General features: G+C 44.6%; 19 protein-coding genes. 3 read left to right on the top strand and 16 right to left on the bottom strand.

The window, feature by feature from the left end; genetic code table 11:
• Positions 1-43 precede the first annotated feature (43 nt).
• The 6 genes from ssbA to SB24_RS09790 form a co-directional block, all read right to left on the bottom strand.
• Positions 44-562 (bottom strand): single-stranded DNA-binding protein SsbA, encoded by a 519-nt coding sequence (ssbA, locus tag SB24_RS09815; RefSeq protein ID WP_004392979.1) that lies wholly within the window; start codon positions 560-562, stop codon positions 44-46.
• Positions 563-601: 39 nt separating this feature from the next.
• A complete protein-coding gene (gene rpsF, locus SB24_RS09810; RefSeq protein ID WP_004392977.1) occupies positions 602-889 on the bottom strand; it encodes a 30S ribosomal protein S6 in 288 nt (95 codons plus the stop codon).
• Between the two features lie 111 nt (positions 890-1000).
• A complete protein-coding gene (ychF, locus tag SB24_RS09805; RefSeq protein ID WP_004392975.1) occupies positions 1001-2101 on the bottom strand; it encodes a redox-regulated ATPase YchF in 1101 nt (366 codons plus the stop codon).
• A 126-nt stretch (positions 2102-2227) separates the two neighbouring features.
• Positions 2228-4231 (bottom strand): molybdopterin-dependent oxidoreductase, encoded by a 2004-nt coding sequence (locus SB24_RS09800; protein ID WP_039253106.1) that lies wholly within the window; start codon positions 4229-4231, stop codon positions 2228-2230.
• 46 nt (positions 4232-4277) lie between these two features.
• Positions 4278-4484, bottom strand: coding sequence for a DUF951 domain-containing protein (locus SB24_RS09795; RefSeq protein WP_004392973.1), 207 nt, complete (start codon positions 4482-4484; stop codon positions 4278-4280).
• 85 nt (positions 4485-4569) lie between these two features.
• Positions 4570-5595 (bottom strand): YkvI family membrane protein, encoded by a 1026-nt coding sequence (locus SB24_RS09790; RefSeq protein ID WP_088005468.1) that lies wholly within the window; start codon positions 5593-5595, stop codon positions 4570-4572.
• 143 nt (positions 5596-5738) lie between these two features.
• On the opposite strand from SB24_RS09790, the gene SB24_RS09785 reads away from it, so the two are divergent.
• On the top strand, positions 5739-6242 hold the full coding sequence (locus SB24_RS09785) for a GNAT family N-acetyltransferase (RefSeq protein WP_039253102.1): 504 nt from the start codon (positions 5739-5741) through the stop codon (positions 6240-6242).
• Positions 6243-6416: 174 nt separating this feature from the next.
• Positions 6417-7031 (top strand): spore protease YyaC, encoded by a 615-nt coding sequence (yyaC, locus tag SB24_RS09780; protein WP_004392969.1) that lies wholly within the window; start codon positions 6417-6419, stop codon positions 7029-7031.
• Between the two features lie 29 nt (positions 7032-7060).
• Here yyaC and SB24_RS09775 read toward each other — a convergent pair whose 3' ends face one another.
• The 10 genes from SB24_RS09775 to rpmH all read right to left on the bottom strand — a co-directional run bounded on the left by SB24_RS09775 (position 7061) and on the right by rpmH (position 16429).
• Complete coding sequence (locus tag SB24_RS09775; protein WP_039253100.1) at positions 7061-7912, bottom strand: ParB/RepB/Spo0J family partition protein; 852 nt, start codon at positions 7910-7912, stop codon at positions 7061-7063.
• Positions 7905-8666 carry a sporulation initiation inhibitor protein Soj gene (gene soj, locus SB24_RS09770; protein ID WP_007409899.1) on the bottom strand — a complete coding sequence of 254 codons (762 nt, stop codon included), beginning with the start codon at positions 8664-8666 and terminating at the stop codon, positions 7905-7907. The genes SB24_RS09775 and soj overlap by 8 nt, the downstream gene beginning before the upstream one ends.
• 298 nt (positions 8667-8964) lie before the next feature.
• Positions 8965-9816, bottom strand: a complete 852-nt coding sequence (gene noc, locus SB24_RS09765; protein ID WP_007409900.1) for a nucleoid occlusion protein — start codon at positions 9814-9816, stop codon at positions 8965-8967.
• Positions 9817-9937: 121 nt separating this feature from the next.
• On the bottom strand, positions 9938-10657 hold the full coding sequence (gene rsmG, locus SB24_RS09760) for a 16S rRNA (guanine(527)-N(7))-methyltransferase RsmG (RefSeq protein WP_007409901.1): 720 nt from the start codon (positions 10655-10657) through the stop codon (positions 9938-9940).
• Between the two features lie 13 nt (positions 10658-10670).
• Positions 10671-12557, bottom strand: a complete 1887-nt coding sequence (gene mnmG, locus SB24_RS09755) for a tRNA uridine-5-carboxymethylaminomethyl(34) synthesis enzyme MnmG (protein ID WP_007615086.1) — start codon at positions 12555-12557, stop codon at positions 10671-10673.
• Positions 12558-12573: 16 nt separating this feature from the next.
• Positions 12574-13953 (bottom strand): tRNA uridine-5-carboxymethylaminomethyl(34) synthesis GTPase MnmE, encoded by a 1380-nt coding sequence (gene mnmE, locus SB24_RS09750; protein WP_007409903.1) that lies wholly within the window; start codon positions 13951-13953, stop codon positions 12574-12576.
• Between the two features lie 289 nt (positions 13954-14242).
• Positions 14243-14884, bottom strand: a complete 642-nt coding sequence (gene jag / locus SB24_RS09745; protein ID WP_039253093.1) for an RNA-binding cell elongation regulator Jag/EloR — start codon at positions 14882-14884, stop codon at positions 14243-14245.
• Positions 14881-15630, bottom strand: a complete 750-nt coding sequence (spoIIIJ, locus tag SB24_RS09740) for a YidC family membrane integrase SpoIIIJ (protein WP_007409906.1) — start codon at positions 15628-15630, stop codon at positions 14881-14883. Before spoIIIJ ends, jag begins: the two co-directional genes overlap by 4 nt.
• Positions 15631-15790: 160 nt before the next feature.
• The gene (gene rnpA / locus SB24_RS09735) at positions 15791-16141 is read right to left on the bottom strand and encodes a ribonuclease P protein component (protein WP_004392944.1); all 351 of its coding nucleotides are present in this window, start codon (positions 16139-16141) and stop codon (positions 15791-15793) included.
• Between the two features lie 153 nt (positions 16142-16294).
• Positions 16295-16429, bottom strand: a complete 135-nt coding sequence (gene rpmH, locus SB24_RS19565) for a 50S ribosomal protein L34 (RefSeq protein WP_003178075.1) — start codon at positions 16427-16429, stop codon at positions 16295-16297.
• A gap of 621 nt (positions 16430-17050) precedes the next feature.
• Between rpmH and dnaA the strand changes: the two genes are divergently transcribed.
• The gene (dnaA, locus tag SB24_RS09730; protein ID WP_007409908.1) at positions 17051-18391 is read left to right on the top strand and encodes a chromosomal replication initiator protein DnaA; all 1341 of its coding nucleotides are present in this window, start codon (positions 17051-17053) and stop codon (positions 18389-18391) included.
• Positions 18392-18557: the final 166 nt, after the last annotated feature.

Here is an 18557-nt window from a genome sequence, read left to right as displayed (position 1 = left end):
TGTCATTTCCCACCTTTCTCGTTATGAATATAGCGATAATCTATTAGAACGGAAGATCATCATCCGAGATGTCAATCGGCTTGCCGTCGTTGGCAAATGGATCATCATTAAAGCTGTTCCCTTGATTTCGTCTCTGGTTGTTCTGATTTCCGCCGAACGGATTATCATTTTGGCCTCCGCCAAAGTATTGGCCTCCGCCGCTGTTTCCTTCGTTGTATCCGCCTGATCCAGAACCGCCGCTGTTTTTAGGCTCAAGAAATTGAACACTTTCAGCTTGGACTTCTGTCACGAAGACACGCTGTCCCTGCTGGTTTTCATAATTTCTTGTCTGGAGTCGGCCGTCTACGCCGGCAAGGCTTCCTTTTTTAAGAAAGTTTGCAACGTTTTCGGCTTGTCTTCTCCAAGTGACACAATTAATGAAATCGGCTTCACGTTCTCCGGACTGGTTCGTGAATGTACGATTCACAGCAAGAGTGAACGTGGCGACAGCCGCACCGCTTGGCGTATAACGAAGCTCTGGGTCTTTTGTCAGTCTTCCGACTAATACAACTCGGTTAAGCATATGAAAGACCACCTTTTAACATTATATATTTCAAATTGCTTATTCTTCTTCTTTAACAACGATGTGGCGAATGATATCGTCACTGATCTTAGCTAAACGGTCGAATTCAGCAACCGCTGCAGCTTCAGACTGAACGTTTAAGATTTGGTAGAAACCGTCACGGAAATCGTTGATTTCGTAAGCAAGACGACGTTTACCCCAATCTTTTGTTCCAGTGATCTCCGCTCCGTTAGAAGTCAATACGTTGTTGAAACGCTCGATAACTGCCTTCTTTGACTCTTCGTCAATGTTCGGACGGATAATGTACATAACTTCGTACTTTTTCATCTGTTTGCACCTCCTTTTGGTCTAAGCGGCCCTATAATGGGCAAGGAGCAATAATTCTATTACTCACAAGTTTATATTATACCAAAGCTCTTGTCCCTTTACAACTGTGTCCTATACATTAAATCGGAAATGAATGACATCTCCGTCTTGGACTACATATTCTTTACCTTCCAGACGCACTTTTCCGGCTTCTTTCGCTCCGGACATTCCGCCGCCTGCCAAAAGGTCTTCATAAGCAACCGTTTCAGCGCGGATAAAGCCGCGTTCAAAGTCAGTGTGGATGATACCCGCACACTCAGGAGCTTTCATGCCTTTTCTGAATGTCCATGCGCGCACTTCCTGTTCGCCCGCCGTAAAGTATGTCGCAAGGCCGAGAAGAGAGTATGACGCTTTAATCAGCTGATCAAGACCTGATTCTTCGATGCCGAGCTCCTCAAGGAACATTTGCTTTTCTTCGCCTTCCAATTCAGCAATTTCAGACTCAATTTTCGCACAGACGACGATAACTTCGGCGTTTTCACCCGCAGCGTACTCCCGGATTTTCGCAACATATTCATTATCTGAAGGATCAGCCACTTCATCCTCGCTTACATTTGCTACATAAAGCACGGGTTTTGACGTAAGCAAATGAAGCTGCTTCACAAGCTTTTGCTGTTCTTCCGTAAATTCAACGGAACGGGCAGGCTTTTCTTGTTCGAAAGCTTCTTTTAATTTAGACAGAATGTCAAATTCAAAAACCGCTTCTTTGTCTTTTTGCTTCGCAAGCTTGCTTACACGCGTGATGCGTTTTTCGACTGTCTCCATGTCGGCAAGAATCAATTCAAGATTGATCGTTTCAATATCGTCAATCGGATCGACTTTCCCTGACACGTGCGTAATATTGTCATCAGCGAATGCGCGTACAACGTGGCAGATCGCATCAACCTGACGGATATGAGAAAGAAACTTATTACCGAGTCCTTCACCTTTTGATGCGCCTTTTACGATCCCCGCGATATCAGTGAATTCAAACGCAGTCGGCACCGTTTTTTTCGGGTTCACCAATTCAGTCAGCTTTTGCAGACGTTCATCCGGCACTTCCACGATTCCCACGTTCGGATCAATTGTACAGAACGGGTAGTTGGCTGATTCGGCACCAGCCTGGGTAATTGCATTAAATAACGTCGATTTTCCGACATTCGGCAAACCGACAATTCCAGCAGTTAAAGCCATTCTTTCATCTCCTCTATATCAAACCATCATCGTATAAACGTATTGTAAACCTAGAGCAATTATAAGGAGGTTCATAGGAAAAGACAAGCTGAGAAAAAAGCATTTCCCGCCCTCTCTCTCCTTAGATTATCCTTTTTTAACCGCTACCAGACAGTCAAAAAGCGTACTTCCCATTCCATTATCGGAATTTGAATCCTTTGTGAGCATATTGACGGAGCCTCCGAATGCCGCCCACATGCCTTCATCTATATTCACCGTCTTCGGGTGAGCCTGCTTCATGATTTTCACCCTGCCGCGCAGACTGCCGCGGTCATTGTACACCTCTGCCGTATCTCCGTCTTGAAGTGAAAGCTCCTCGGCGATATCCGGCGACAGGTCCACTTGAATCTGCTGAAGCTTTTCAATAAACGGCACGTGCTGTGAATGATTGGAGCGCTGCGGGTGAATGGACAGCAGCGTATACGGATATTTCCCGGCCAGTCCGGCGTCATGATAAACAGACTCCTCCGGCACTTCCAATTGAGGGAGGCCGCTGTATCCTTTCTCTTCTGCCAGTGACGAGACGAATTCAAATTTTCCGCTCGGGGTTAAAAATTGAAAATCACTCCACGGAACCTGTTTGACCGGAAGCGGCATATGTCCTTTTTCCTTTAATTGCTCAAGGGTGATTCCTTCTTTCTCCAAAGAAGAGAGCCCCATTTTTAAGAAATCTTCCGTACTGTAATCAAACAGCTCCCCGAATCCGAGACGCTTTGCGAGCTCCGTCCAGATCCAGCGGTCTGATTTTGCCTCTCCCTGCGGTTCCGCAAGCTTCTTGCCATATTGAACATAGTGATGATACATGCTGGAATAATAAATATCTTCCTCTTCGAAAACAACGGCTGTCGGCAGCACATAGTCACAGAGCTTCGCCGTATCGGTCATGACCGAATCAATGGCCACTGTGACCGGTGTTTTTTCAAATGCTTCCTTCACTTTTTTTGTATTCGGCACCTGTGTCAGCGGATTGCCGCACGTCACGATGATCATCTCAATCGGCGGATCGGCTGCATTCAGCGCCTCTTCGGCTTGAGTCATCATCGAAAACGTTCTCGAACTTTTCTTCAGATCAGGACGGGTGAGCTCGGCCTTTGCAAAGCTTTCACCGACTTGCACATTTCCGAAGTTTGCGCCGCCGCCTTTGATACCGACATTTCCGCTCGCCGCAGCTAAAGCGTCAATCCACCGTATCGTCCCGCCCCCGTTTTTATATCTCTGCATCCCAAGACCCATAAAAGTGGAGGCGGGACCGTCAGCATATAAATCAGCAAGATATTCAATCACTTCTAAAGACGTTTCTGTTTTCTCAATGATCTCCTCAATAGAAATCGTCTGCAGAAGCTTTTCTATTTCTTCAAAACCGACCGAATGCCTTTGAATAAAATCAGAATCGGTTCTGCCGGTTTGGCATAATATTTTTAAAACACCCGCCGCAAGCCAGCCATCCATGCCGGGTTTGACGGATATATACCGATCGGCAAGCTTGGCAGTCGGGTTAAAAATAGGATCAATGACCGTCAGTGTCGCTCCTTTTTTCTTCACCTGCTGCAGATGATGATAGAGGTGCATATTCGTCCGGGACACGTTTCTGCCCCATACGATCACATGCTTGCTGTGATAAATATCAAGCGGTCCATGCCCGTAAGAACGCCCGAAATCCCAGCGCTGCGCTTCAATGCCGGAACCCCAGCAAATGCTGCCCGCAATCTCCGTCACACCGCCGTATCCATTGAAAAAACGCTGGTCGAGCGCCTTCAAAAGACCGTTATTGGCGTAATCATGACTGTGCAGCACTGCGGCAGTGCCCAACGTCTCCTTAATCACCGCCATTTTTTCAGCAATTTCATCTAACGCCTGCTCCCAGGAAACGCGGACAAATTCGCCGTCTTTCTTTTTTAAAGGAAAACGAAGCCGTTCCGGCGCATTCGTTTTCGTCTCCAGCATTCTGCCACGGCCGCAAATTTTCCCTTCCGTAATGGGATGATTCGGGTCTCCGTCTACTTTCGTCACCTTTCCATCCTCAACTGTCACCAAAAAGCCGCAGCTGTCCCAGCAATTCAGCGGGCACGCTGACTGATGCACTTTGCTCATCGGGCCTCTTCCTCTCCTCTATATGAAAAAGCATGAGCGCCAGCCCTTATGATGTAGGCTCCTCATGCTTGACGAGTACTTTTTTCAACTTTCTCTCAAAATCTCTTCTCGGAATCATGACACTGTGGGAACAACCCGTGCATTTAATCCGAATATCCATTCCCATCCGAATGATTTTCCACCTGTTTTCACCGCAAGGATGCGGTTTCTTCATTTCAACAATATCATTCAGGCCAAAGTCTTTATCCGCCAAGACCCTTCACCTCTCTCCATAGACTGCTTTATTTATTGTACAAAAAAAAACAGGATAAGAGCAACGGCCGCACTCAAAATGAGCATTATACTTTTTTCCATCTCCCTAAAATAGGGTAAAGAAGAAGACATACCAGCAAATAAAGACTTAAAAGCCCGTAAATAGGATATAAAATGGCGATCAAATCTGAAAAACCGATTGTCGTAAAAGGCACCATCACAGCTAACAGAAGAGATACGAGCGTCCATCTCGGCAATTTCACAAATGCAAGCATGCGGCTGGACAGCCCGAACAGACCGGTCACGGTTGTCGTATAGATGGCTAAAAAAAGCACGGCGGCCATACAAAGAAATAACGGATAAGGAGCGCCTTCAAGGACGGCGAAAAGAGGAATCTCATATTGTGTAAGACTGCCTGAAAGCTGTACAAGCGTTTCATTGTAAACAAATGAAATCATACCGAAAATCAGCCCGCTTGCAACGCTTGCGATTTTCGCTTCTCCCAGTCCCTTCATATCTTTTCCGATTGAAGAAAGAACAGCGACAACAGAAAGGATGTTTAAGGACGTGAAGGTAATGCTTGCCGGCCAATTATACTGGCGGGTCAAATCTATCGTCCACGTGTAATGATGGGTTGTCTGAAAAAAGACCAATGCATATAACAGCCCCGCTACAAGAATCGGTATCAAAATACTATTCAGAGATAATATTCCTTTTATATCCCAAAAGAATAAACCGACGGTCACAATGCAAAGAAGAAAAATACCGATCCAAAACGGCAGTTTGTACATTTGCAGCGTCACACCGCCGCCGGCAATCATAACCATCGTCATTGAAAACAAATAAAACATAATAAGCACATCATAGACTTTAGCAAGAGCCGGCCCCATCAGATGCTCAAGCACAGGTAAAAAGTGCGTTGATTGAACCCGATAGCTGATCTTCAACACAATATAAGCCGAAATCGTAAACATGACTGTAAACAATACAATAGCCAGTCCGCTTTCGACACCGAAAAACTGCCATATTTCCTGCCCGCTTGCATACCCAGCCCCAATCTGGCTGCTTAATATGAGCAGCATCCACTTCATCCCGGCTCTCCACACCCTCATCACCTCATAAAATTTCTGATCATCTCCGCATATTGCTACTATATTGAGTGACAGCGGCAATCATTCATACAAATGGGACAAATATGGTATGTTAATACAGATTGACTATTCAGAAAAATTCACTTATGCAAGGAGCTCAAACCATGTACATCAGGCATTTAACCGCAAATGATACCCAGCCTTATTCCGATATCAGGCTCAAAGCTTTAAAAGATTACCCGGACGCATTTGCCGTCAGCTATGATGAGGAGAAAGAATGGCCGTCCGAAAAATTTAAAGCCAGGCTTGAAGCCGACAATGCCACCGTGCTTGGCGTCTTTGAAAAAGACAGACTGATAGGAATCCTCAAGATCTCCAAGCATCCGCTGTTTAAACTAAGACACATTGCGGTTATCGGTTCTATGTATATTTCCCCCAAACACCGAGGGTCAGGCGCGGGAAAAGCTTTAATGACGGAAGCCATCAGCCGAGCAAAAAAGATGAAGGACACAGAACAGCTTCATCTCTCTGTTACCTCAACAAATGAACCCGCAAAAAAACTCTACGCCCAGTTAGGATTTATTCTCTTCTCTACAGAAAAAAGAGCGCTGAAATTAGATCATCAGCGATATGTCGATGTAGATCAAATGGTCTTATTTCTTTCATGAACTTAGAGAACAATCGCTCTGGGTTCTTTTTTCTATCCCGCTCTTTTCAAACAACCGGCATGCTGATCACGACATAAGCATAAAAAAAGGAAGCGCTGGATATACTGTAAACAACCATACAACACCAAAAACAACAATGTAATACTCGTATGACATGACAAGGAAGTGAACCTTATGAATCGAAAAGGCGGGCTTTTTTCTCAAGAACGGGCAAAACAATATGTATCTCATACGGATTCTTCTGCTGCGAATCAAATACAAGCGATCCTTACTTCATCTTTACGTAAAGCAGCCGGCAGACCGTTAGTCACCGTGTGTATCGGCACAGATCGGTCGACCGGAGATTCATTAGGTCCGCTCGTAGGAACAAAGTTAGAAAAAATGAATTTAGGCAGATTGCACGTTTACGGCACGCTGTCAGATCCTGTTCACGCCGTCAATATGAAAGACAAGCTGAAAGATATTCAACATCTACATAAAAATCCGTTTATTATAGCGGTTGATGCTTGTTTAGGCCGCGTCAAAAGCGTAGGGTCATTTCAAATCGGCGATGGGCCGCTGAAGCCCGGAGCAGGTGTTCAAAAAGATCTTCCTGAAATCGGTGACGTCCATATCAATGGAATCGTCAATGTCAGCGGGTTTATGGAGTATTTTGTCCTGCAGAATACGAGGCTTCATCTTGTTATGAGCATGGCAAATGTTTTAGCAGAGGGGTTACAGCTGACAGATAAATCAGAAGGCCGGCAGGAACGGCTCAGTCCGTTTCATAAGCTGACAAGACGTATATAAAAAACCATCTTTTTTTAAAAAGATGGTTTTTACGCTTCTCTTTCAGACAATAGTTCTAGGATACGTTCAAGATCTTCATTTGAGAAAAACTCAATCTCAATCTTCCCTTTTTTCTTTTGTCTCTTAATATTTACTGTTGTTCCGAAGTAATTTTGCAAATACGATTCCCGCTCTTTTAACACCACATCTTGAACAGGTTCTTTTTTCTTTGTTTCACGTGGAACATTGTTATTTAACTGCTGAATCAGCTGCTCAAGCTGACGGACGTTCAGCTGTTCTTCAACCACTTTCTTCACAAGCGGTTCAAGCTTGTTTTTATTTTTCAAACCAAGCAAGGTTCTGCCGTGTCCCATGGATAACGTACCTTCTGCAATGAGGTTCTGGATGCTTTCCGGCAGCGTCAGCAGTCTTAAATGGTTGGCAATATGAGGCCTGCTTTTCCCGAGCCGTTTAGCGAGCTGTTCCTGGGTTAAATCCAAATGCTTCAGCAGTGAGTCATATGCCAGAGCTTCTTCAAGCGGTGATAAGTCTTCACGCTGAAGGTTTTCCAAAAGAGCGATTTCCCGCATCAGCGATTCAGATAATTCCCGCACGATGGCCGGCACTGTCTCTTTACCGGCAAGTTTTGCGGCGCGGTAACGGCGTTCGCCGGCTACAATATCATAGCCCTTCAATGATTTTCTCACGATAATGGGCTGAAGAATGCCATGCTGAATGATGGATTCCTTCAGTTCAGCTAATGACTCATCGTCAAATTGTTTTCTTGGCTGATAAGGATTGGGACGTAAATCACTGATTTTAATCTCTTCCACTGTCTCTTCAGACAAATCAACCTGATTAAACAACGCGTTAATCCCTTTTCCGAGCCCGCCTTTAGCCATTCGCTGCCACTTCCTTTGCTAAATCTAAATATACTTCCGCACCTCTCGAACGCGGATCGTATAATATGATCGGCTTGCCGTGACTCGGCGCCTCACTTAAACGGACATTTCGAGGAATAATGGTTTGATACACTTTATCTCTAAAGTATTTCTTTACCTCTTCTATCACTTGAATGCCGAGATTCGTTCTGGCATCAAGCATCGTCAGAAGCACTCCTTCTATCATTAAGTCGGTATTTAAATGTTTTTGCACAAGCCGAACTGTATTTAATAATTGACTCAATCCTTCAAGAGCGTAGTATTCGCACTGAACCGGGATAACGACTGAATCTGAAGCGGTAAGCGCATTAATCGTTAATAACCCGAGAGACGGAGGACAATCAATAATCATGTAATCGTAATTTTGTTTCACTGATTCTAATGCTCTTTTCAGCCTGACCTCCCGTGAGATCGTCGGAACCAATTCGATTTCCGCTCCCGCAAGCTGGATCGTGGCCGGAATGACATCTAAGTTCTCTACTGAAGTCGGTTTAATAATATCTGTAACATCTGCATCATCTACTAAAATGTCGTACACACAATGATCCACATCGGCTTTTTCAATCCCTAATCCGCTCGTTGCATTGCCCTGCGGATCAATATCAACAAGAAGAACCCTTTTACCTATGTAAGCCAAGCAAGCCCCCAGATTAACAGAAGTCGTCGTCTTCCCGACTCCGCCTTTTTGGTTCGTAATTGCTATGATTTTTCCCACGATGTCACCTACCTTCACATGAACATGTACTGTCTTGTTTCTATCTTATCAAAAAAAGAGTAAAGCGTTTTATTTTTTTCATAATTTGTTTATCAGCAAGTGAAAAAAATGTAAACGAAAAAGACACTTTCTAATATAAGTTCTCCGATGAAGCGACTTTTTTGACTGTAAAAAGACAATTCACGACACAAAAAGATAAAATTTTACATATATAATGTATAGTGCACAATAAATCTATCATTATCTCAAAATAGTTTTTTGATTAAAATAAAAACTCCCCTGCTGATCAGGAGAGTTTTTATTTAGGTATCCGAATGGTAAGCTGGATGTACTCTTCGAATTCTTCTTCTTCAGTATTCAGTCTGACGCCGCTGTCTTCTACCATAGACAGTGACTGACGAATCGTATTCATCGCAATTCTTGTATCCCTGCTGAACGCTTTGCGTCTCGGCTTTGGTTTCTGCTTATTCTGTTCAAGCATTTTCACCACTCTGTCTTCCGTCTGCTTGACGTTTAAGCTTTTCTCAATGATTTCCGCAAGCAATGTGACCTGAAACTCCGGCTGTTTGAGCGGAATCAGTGCTCTTGCATGACGTTCCGTAATTTTTTTCTCCATAATCGCATCCTGGACGGGTTCCGGGAGCTTTAACAATCGGAGCTTGTTCGCAATCGTTGACTGGCCTTTTCCTAAGCGCTGCGCCAAGGCTTCCTGTGTTAAATCATGAAGTTCTAACAGCCTTGCGTACGCATGAGCTTCCTCAATGGAGGACAATTCTTCCCTTTGCAGGTTTTCAATCAAAGCGACAGATGCTGTTTCCGTATCAGAAAAATCTTTAATAATTGCGGGAATCTTCTCCCATTCAAGCGTCTGTACCGCTCTCCAGCGCCTTTCACCCGCAATGAGCTCATATTGTCCTTCATCTTCTGTATGTCTGACAACAATCGGCTGAATGATGCCGTGTGTATGGATAGTCATTGCTAACTCTTTGATTTTTTCATCTGAGAAAATGGTGCGTGGCTGAAAACGGTTGGGAACGATAGCATGTACCGGTATTTCGAGTATCTCTTCTTTGTTTGTATCATGCTCAGCTATCTCCGGTTCCTCTTCCTTCTCACCAAACCCGAAGAAACGAGAGAATGAATGCTTCATGTACCTACACCACCTTTAAAAACTGCCATTTTTATAATTCTATTTTCTCATGGTTTTTCCTGCTGTATCTTCATCAATTTTGCAGAAAATATGATGGAATTGTCACATCAGGCTGTCTAAATTACCCTTCAATTGGCGATTTATTTGGAGTACCCGGTTTTCTCGGATATTTTTTCGGAGTGCTTTTCGTCTTGCGAATGATCATGATGTTCCGTTCACTTTCTTCAACAGGAAGTGTAAAGGAATGAACTTGTTCAAGCTCTCCTCCCAATACTTTAATCGCCTTTTGCCCCGCTTTCAGCTCTTCATCAGCAGCTGCTGCTTTTAGTGCCGCAAATACGCCGTTTTTCTTGGCCAGCGGCAGACAAAGCTCACTCAGGACCGACAGACGCGCCACCGCACGGGCCGTCACGAGATCGAAGCTTTCCCGTACGTCTTTCCGCTGTCCGAATGTCTCCGCTCTGTCATGGACAAATGTCGTATGCTCTAATTGTAAAGCATCGGAGAGAGTTTCCAAAAACGTAATCCGCTTATTCAGTGAATCGACGATGGTGACATGCAGATGCGGGAAGCAGATTTTGATGGGCAGGCTTGGAAAACCGGCGCCGGCGCCGACATCACAAAGAGTGGTGACCTTTTCAAAATCAATATAAAATGCCGCCGTTATCGAATCATAAAAATGCTTGAGATAAACTTCCTTTTTCTCAGTGATGGATGTCAGATTCATTTTTTCGTTCCATTCCACGAGCATCCGGTAATACAACTCGAATTGCTCCAGCTGGCGGTCAGAAAGGGAAATCCCTTTCTCCGCTAAACTGGATGTAAATTCCTCTATATTCATGCCGTCATCCTTTCTATTCAGCTACCTTGGCAATACGGCCCTGCTCCAGGTATACCAGCAAGATTGAAATGTCTGCCGGATTGACGCCGGAAATACGGGACGCTTGAGCAACTGATAAAGGACGCACTTCTTTCAGCTTTTGACGGGCTTCAGTAGCAATTCCTTTAATGGCGTCATAATCAATCCGATCAGGGATTTTTTTATTTTCCATTTTCTTCAGCTTTTCCACTTGCTGCAAGGATTTTTCGATATATCCTTCATATTTCACCTGAATTTCCACTTGTTCCGCCACATCTTGCGGCACCGGAGAATCTGCAGGCGCAAGTTTTGTCACTGTTTCATAATTCATTTCCGGACGTTTCATTAAATCTGTGCCGCGCACTCCGTCTTTCAGCTCGCTTCCGCCGAGTGAACGGATATATTCCTGATTCTCAGGAGACGGCTTGATAATAACAGACCAGAGACGTTTTTTCTCCGCCTCGATCGCCGCTTTTTTCTTCTCAAACGCTTCATAGCGCTCATCAGAAATTAAGCCGATATCGTGGCCGATTTCCGTCAGACGAAGATCCGCGTTGTCGTGACGGAGCAGCAGTCTGTATTCCGCCCGTGAAGTCAGCAGACGGTACGGTTCATTGGTTCCTTTCGTTACCAAATCATCAATCAATACACCGATATAAGCATCGGAACGGCTGAGGATCACTTCTTCTTTTCCAAGTGCTTTGCGGCCTGCGTTGATCCCTGCCATAATTCCTTGCCCGGCTGCTTCCTCATAACCTGATGTACCGTTAATTTGACCGGCCGTGTACAGGTTAGGGATTTTTTTCGTCTCCAGTGTAGGCCAGAGCTGCGTCGGTACGATCGCGTCATACTCAATCGCGTATCCGGCTCTCATCATCTGCACCTTTTCCAGTCCCGGAATGGTCGCCAGCATCCGCTGCTGCACGTCCTCAGGAAGACTCGTGGATAAACCTTGAACGTATACTTCCTGCGTATTTCTGCCTTCCGGCTCAAGGAAAATCTGATGACGCGGTTTATCATTAAACCGCACGACTTTATCTTCAATCGAAGGGCAGTATCTCGGTCCCGTTCCTTTAATCATACCGGAATACATTGGCGAACGATGCAGGTTGCTGTCGATGATCTCATGAGTCTCAGGACTCGTGTAAGTCAGCCAGCAAGGCAGCTGATCGGTAATGTATTCAACCGTTTCATATGAGAAAGCGCGCGGAACCGGGTCCCCCGGCTGGATTTCTGTTTTGCTGTAATCAATGGAATCGCTTGAGACACGAGGAGGCGTGCCCGTTTTAAAACGGACGAGATCAAAACCGAGCTCCTCTAAGTGCTCAGAAAGTTTAATAGACGGCTGCTGGTTATTCGGACCGCTTGAGTAAGACAGATCACCGAGAATGATCCGCCCTCTTAAATACGTTCCGGTTGTCAGCACGACCGTTTTTGCCTTGTATTCAGCACCGGTTTGCGTAATGACACCGCGGCACTCCCCGTCTTCAATGATTAAACGCTCGGCAATCCCTTGAAGAAGTGTCAAATTCGGTGTTTTTTCCAGCGTATGCTTCATTTCATGCTGATATTGGAATTTATCCGCCTGCGCACGCAGCGCCCGTACGGCCGGACCTTTTCCTGTATTCAGCATTCTCATTTGAATATGAGTTTTATCTATATTTCTAGCCATTTCTCCGCCGAGCGCGTCAATTTCGCGGACGACAATCCCTTTCGCGGGGCCGCCGACAGACGGATTACATGGCATAAACGCAACCATATCAAGATTAATCGTCAAAACAAGCGTTTTGGCTCCCTGGCGCGCGGATGCGAGGGCAGCCTCAACACCGGCATGCCCGGCGCCGATGACAATCACGTCGTATTGGCCTGCTTCATACCCCATGGTTTTTTCCTCCCTTTTATTTACCTAAACAAAATTGTGAAAAGAGCTGATCAATTAAGCTTTCGTGGACGGCATCACCGATGATTTCGCCCAGCAGCTCCCAGCACCTTGTCAAATCAATTTGGACCATATCAATCGGAACATCCTGTTCAATTCCGTTCAGCGCATCATCAATCGCTTGCTTTGCCTGATGCAGAATCGAGATATGACGGGTGTTGCTGACATAGGTGAGATCTCCGCTTTCGATCGCTCCTGTATAAAATAGCGACTGAATCGCTTCCTCTAAATCTTGAATGCCTTCTTCTTTCAGCAATGAGGTCGTGACGACAGGCCGGCCTTTCGCCAGTTCCTTGACGCGCTCAGCGTCAATCTTAGCCTCAAGATCCGTCTTATTCATAATGACAATGACGTCCATTCCCTCAACCGCTTCAAACAATTTCACATCTTCTTCAGAAAGCTCTTCGCTGTGGTTCAGCACAAGCAAAATGAGATCTGCTTCCTTCAGAACCTGCCGTGACCGTTCCACACCGATTCTTTCGACGATGTCTTCTGTCTCACGGATTCCGGCGGTATCGACAAGCCGAAGCGGCACGCCTCGCACGTTGACATATTCCTCAATCACATCACGCGTCGTTCCCGGAATATCGGTTACGATCGCCTTCGTTTCATGGACAAGGCTGTTAAGCAGAGAGGATTTTCCAACGTTCGGACGGCCGATGATCACGGTAGACAGTCCCTCACGCAAAATTTTCCCCTGCTCAGACGTACGGAGCAGCGCCTCGATTTCTTTCTTCACGCCGCTTGCCTTCTCCACTAAAAGCTGATGCGTCATTTCTTCGACGTCATCATATTCCGGATAATCTATATTAACCTCAACATGGGCAAGTGTTTCTAACAACTCATCACGCAGACGGCGGACAAGCGCGGAAAGCCGTCCTTCCATCTGGTTCATGGCGACATTCATGGCACGGTCTGTTTTGGCCCTGATCAGATCCATCACCGCTTCTGCCTGTGATAGGTCAATCCGTCCGTTTAAAAATGCGCGCTTCGTAAACTCACCGGGTTCTGCCAGTCTCGCACCTTCTCTTAAAGCAAGCTGGAGCACCTGATTAACCGTCACAATACCCCCGTGACAGTTGATTTCAATGACATCTTCCCTTGTGAATGTTCTGGGCGCTCTTAAAACAGACACCATGACTTCCTCAATAATCCGTCCCGTCGTGCTGTCCGCGATATGCCCGTAATGAATGGTATGCGATTCTGCCGAACTGAGCGTTTTGCCTTTCGGACCCTTGTACATTTTGTCAGCGATCTTTACGGCTTCCGGGCCGCTCAGCCGAACGATCGCGATCGCGCCTTCACCCATCGGAGTTGAAATCGCTGCAATTGTATCCATGCTGTTCACCTCTCTTTATCTCTGTTTCCATCTATATAAAAAATTTTATTTACGCCAAAATTAAAAGATAACATAGTTTGGTTTGAAGTGGAAGATACGTTATCCACAAAGGCAGAAATTCATCCCTTATTACTTTAACTTATCCACATGTGAATAACAATTAATTTTATTTCCTAAAACCTTTTTTATCAACAGCATAGACCGAAAAAGAAAAAACTTAAACGCCAAAAATGCGATTCTCCTTAGGAATAGAGCCATTTTTACCAATAAAAAAACCGAAGTTCCGATTTTACCCGGACTTCGGTTTTCTGCTATCTTTATGGGAAATAACGAGATGGCGGTACCGGCCTTCACCGGTAGAAAACGTTTTGATATTTGGATGCTTTGACAGCGCGTCATGGATAATTTTTCTTTCACCTGACGGCATCGGTTCTAAATGCACATCTTTTTTCGTTTTCGACACTTGCTTGGCCAGCCTGTTTGCCAGCTGCTCCAGAATTTCTCTTCTTTTCCGCCGATAATTCTCAGCGTCGACAACGGCTTGGCGATACTGGCCGGAGCCGCGGTTCAAAACAAGCTGCGTCAATGTTTCCAGGGCATTGAGTGTTTGTCCTCTTTTGCCAATAAGCAGCGCCGCTTTTTCACCTTTAATGTGAAAACAGACTATTTTCTTGTTTTCTTCCGTAACAATCTCAGAAGGTCCGGCAATGGAATGTATGATTTCTTCCAAATACGCTTTCGCTTCATGAACAGGATTTTTTTTCTCTTCCAGTTCTACGATCGCATTCTTTTTTCCGAAAATACCCAAAAACCCTTTGTATTCTTCTTGCACCACCGTTATTTCTACTTGATCTTTCGTCAGTTGAAGTTCCTGAAGGCCTGATTGAACTGCTTCTTCGACATTCCGTCCCGCAGCAGTCACCTTCTTCACTTTTTCTTTCCTCCCGCTTTCTGCGTTTCCGGATCGTGTTTAATGTCAGGTCCTTTAATAAGGAATGTCTGAGCAATCATAAACAGGTTTCCGACTACCCAATACAGAGAAAGCGCGCTCGGGAAGTTGATCGCAAATACGATAATCATGATCGGCATAATCCATACCATCATCGCCATTTGAGGATTCTGAGTCGGATTTCCGGCCATCATCAGCTTCTGCTGGACAAAAGTGGCCACACCGGCAACGATAGGAAGAATATAGTAAGGATCCTTCTCTCCTAGGTCAAACCATAAAAAGCTGTGCTGTGAAATGGCTTGCGTACGCATAATGGCGTGGTAGAATCCGATCAAAATCGGCATTTGAATCAGGATCGGGAAACATCCCGCCAGCGGGTTTACCCCGTGCTTTGAAAACAGGGCCATCGTTTCCTGCTGAAGCTTCTGCTGCGTTTTTTGATCTTTAGAGCTGTATTTTTCTCTGAGCTTCTGCATTTCAGGCTGCAGCGCCTGCATCGCTTTTGAGCTTCGAAGCTGCTTGATCATCAGCGGCAGAATCAGCAGACGAATTAAAATCGTAACGATGATGATCGATAAACCATAGTTATCGCCCGTCAGTTTCGCTACGTACGTAATGACTTCTGACAATGGATACACAACATATTTGTCCCAGAAATGCGGACTATTCGCCGTAATCGGCTCTTTCACACTCGAGCACCCGGCCAGCAGCACGAGCATACCGACCATACTCAGTAGTAACCATATTCTCCTTTTCAAGAACGTTTCCTCCTATACCAATCTTTATGAACCTTGTATGTATTTTAGCATCTTTCAGTTTCAAATGGCGTTCATTTTTCGCCAAATAAAAGGAAGCGCTTTTAAAAACGTGAAGAAAACAAAATATGAGCTATTTTGACGAAGATTTCTTATATAATGAGGTTTTTCTGAATAAGTGCTGCAGACTCTTTTTCGTTTCTTCAAAACTGAGGTCGCCGGCGGGTTTTCTTGCGATAATAATAAAATCTTTCGGCTTGAGCAGCTCTTTTTCCTCCTGAACAGCCTGTCTGATTAACCGCTTCACCCGATTGCGCACGACGGCATTGCCGATTTTTTTACTGACAGAAAGCCCTACCCGGAGCTCTTCCTGTTTCGGCTGATCAAGCGTATACAGCACGAACTGGCGGTTTGCCATAGACGTTCCGCGTTTAAACACTTTTTGAAAATCTTCATTTTTCTTTAACCGATTTCGCTTCTTCACTTTAATTCACTCCGATATTCACTCGCAGAAACTTTTATTACTATCTAAAAAAAACGGGCCGCCGGAATACTGAAGAAATTTCTCCAGTACCGGGCGACGCATGACATCTCACTCTCTTAATGTGAAAAAAGACCACTGACATTATTCAGTGGCCTAAGCTGATAATACTTTTCTGCCTTTGCGGCGACGGCGTGCTAATACTAGACGACCGTTTTTTGAACTCATACGGCTTCTGAAGCCATGAACTTTACTGCGTTTACGGTTATTCGGTTGGAATGTTCTTTTCATTTATGACACCTCCCTCGAGGAATAGCTGTTAAAGACAGTCTTACTTATTATATTTGTGCTGCCTATTCATTGTCAACTTCAGCAGTGCTTTTATTTCTTACAACCATAATAGGATAACATACCTTAACCAGTTTAGAAACCTTATTTTTCATATTCCTTTTTTTAACGCAAAAAAAAAGCCGCGCTCCCCCGAAAAAACGACATGTGGATAATTTTTTGGCCTTTTTTTAATATCCACAGTCGTTATCGACAACATTTTCACATTGCTAACTCCTGTGGACAAAGATTTTTCAACAAGTTGTCAGGTTTGTGGATAAGATTACGAGAACCATTGCAAGTCCTCGCTTAATTTGATATTATATTTGTGTTTTAACTCTTAATTACTTATCCAGTCCATTCTCTTTATCCACAAACTGTGGATAAGTTGTGGATTGTTTTCACACAGCTTGTGTAGATTGTTGTCCACAACTTGTGGAATTTGTCGAAAAGCTGTTTTTCTACTATACTATATGTTTTCAACATTTCGTGTGTACGAATGGTCAGAGCCATATGCTCTTTTTTTGTGTTCTATAACAGGGAAAGGGTGCTGATTTTTAAAGAAAAGGAGGGCTGTGCCGGATAATGGAGAATATATTGGATCTTTGGAATCAAGCTCTAGCTCAAATTGAGAAAAAGCTAAGCAAACCGAGTTTCGAAACTTGGATGAAGTCGACGAAAGCCCATTCGCTGCAAGGGGATACCTTAACCATCACCGCTCCCAATGAATTTGCCAGAGACTGGCTGGAGTCCAGGTACTTACATCTCATTGCAGATACCATATACGAATTAACCGGGGAAGAATTGAGCGTCAAATTTGTCATTCCTCAAAATCAGGACGAAGAAAACTTTTTACCGAAACCGCAAGTGAAAAAAGCGGCAAAAGAGGAACCGTCTGATTTTCCCCAAAGCATGCTCAACCCGAAATATACATTCGACACATTCGTCATCGGATCGGGAAACCGATTCGCCCATGCAGCATCACTGGCTGTGGCGGAAGCACCCGCTAAAGCGTACAACCCTTTATTTATATACGGGGGAGTCGGCTTAGGAAAAACTCACTTAATGCACGCCATCGGCCATTATGTCATTGATCATAATCCTTCAGCCAAAGTGGTGTACCTGTCTTCTGAAAAATTCACAAATGAATTCATCAACTCAATCCGCGATAATAAAGCCGTTGATTTCCGCAACCGCTATCGGAACGTTGATGTACTTTTGATAGATGATATTCAATTTTTAGCCGGAAAAGAACAAACACAGGAAGAGTTTTTCCATACATTCAACACGCTTCATGAAGAAAGCAAACAAATCGTGATTTCCAGCGACAGACCGCCGAAAGAGATCCCGACCCTTGAAGACCGCCTGCGTTCGCGGTTCGAATGGGGATTGATTACGGATATCACACCGCCGGATCTGGAAACGCGGATTGCCATCCTGAGAAAGAAAGCGAAGGCGGAAGGCCTTGATATTCCGAACGAGGTCATGCTTTACATCGCGAATCAGATTGACAGCAACATCCGCGAACTGGAAGGGGCATTAATCCGGGTTGTCGCCTATTCATCCTTAATCAATAAAGACATTAACGCAGACCTGGCTGCAGAAGCATTGAAAGATATCATTCCGTCTTCTAAGCCGAAGGTCATTACGATAAAAGAGATTCAGCGGATTGTCGGACAGCAGTTCAACATTAAGCTTGAAGATTTCAAAGCGAAAAAGCGCACGAAATCCGTGGCGTTCCCAAGACAAATTGCGATGTATCTTTCAAGAGAAATGACGGATTCTTCTTTGCCTAAAATCGGGGAAGAATTTGGCGGCAGAGACCATACAACCGTCATTCACGCCCATGAAAAGATTTCAAAACTGCTGATTGATGACGAGCAGCTTCAGCAGCAGGTGAAAGAAATAAAAGAACTGCTTAAATAATAGTGCCCTCGGATGAATCGGGGAAAGTGTGAATAACTTTTTCATAGCCATACACAGTCTGTCCACATGTGGATAGGCTGTGTTTCCTGTCTTTTTCACAACTTATCCACAAATCCACAGGCCCTACTATTACTACTGCTATTTTTAAAATATATTAATTATATTA

The sequence above is a fragment of the Bacillus sp. Pc3 genome, from assembly GCF_000815145.1.
Classification (GTDB): Bacteria; Bacillota; Bacilli; order Bacillales; family Bacillaceae; genus Bacillus; species Bacillus velezensis.
Note: the sequence above shows the minus strand (reverse complement) of the source record. Positions and strands in the feature narration are given on the sequence as shown.

Coding starts and splice junctions, on each gene's coding strand:
- noc (WP_007409900.1), bottom strand. CDS start 9,816: ATGAAGCATTCATTCTCTCGTTTCTTCGGGTTTGGTGAGAAGGAAGAG.
- rsmG (WP_007409901.1), bottom strand. CDS start 10,657: ATGAATATAGAGGAATTTACATCCAGTTTAGCGGAGAAAGGGATTTCC.
- SB24_RS09775 (WP_039253100.1), bottom strand. CDS start 7,912: ATGGCTAAAGGCGGGCTCGGAAAAGGGATTAACGCGTTGTTTAATCAG.
- yyaC (WP_004392969.1), top strand. CDS start 6,417: ATGAATCGAAAAGGCGGGCTTTTTTCTCAAGAACGGGCAAAACAATAT.
- SB24_RS09800 (WP_039253106.1), bottom strand. CDS start 4,231: ATGAGCAAAGTGCATCAGTCAGCGTGCCCGCTGAATTGCTGGGACAGC.
- ssbA (WP_004392979.1), bottom strand. CDS start 562: ATGCTTAACCGAGTTGTATTAGTCGGAAGACTGACAAAAGACCCAGAG.
- rpmH (WP_003178075.1), bottom strand. CDS start 16,429: ATGAAAAGAACATTCCAACCGAATAACCGTAAACGCAGTAAAGTTCAT.
- ychF (WP_004392975.1), bottom strand. CDS start 2,101: ATGGCTTTAACTGCTGGAATTGTCGGTTTGCCGAATGTCGGAAAATCG.
- mnmG (WP_007615086.1), bottom strand. CDS start 12,557: ATGGGGTATGAAGCAGGCCAATACGACGTGATTGTCATCGGCGCCGGG.
- SB24_RS09790 (WP_088005468.1), bottom strand. CDS start 5,595: ATGAGGGTGTGGAGAGCCGGGATGAAGTGGATGCTGCTCATATTAAGC.
- dnaA (WP_007409908.1), top strand. CDS start 17,051: ATGGAGAATATATTGGATCTTTGGAATCAAGCTCTAGCTCAAATTGAG.
- rpsF (WP_004392977.1), bottom strand. CDS start 889: ATGAAAAAGTACGAAGTTATGTACATTATCCGTCCGAACATTGACGAA.
- mnmE (WP_007409903.1), bottom strand. CDS start 13,953: ATGGATACAATTGCAGCGATTTCAACTCCGATGGGTGAAGGCGCGATC.
- spoIIIJ (WP_007409906.1), bottom strand. CDS start 15,630: ATGGTCGGTATGCTCGTGCTGCTGGCCGGGTGCTCGAGTGTGAAAGAG.
- SB24_RS09785 (WP_039253102.1), top strand. CDS start 5,739: ATGTACATCAGGCATTTAACCGCAAATGATACCCAGCCTTATTCCGAT.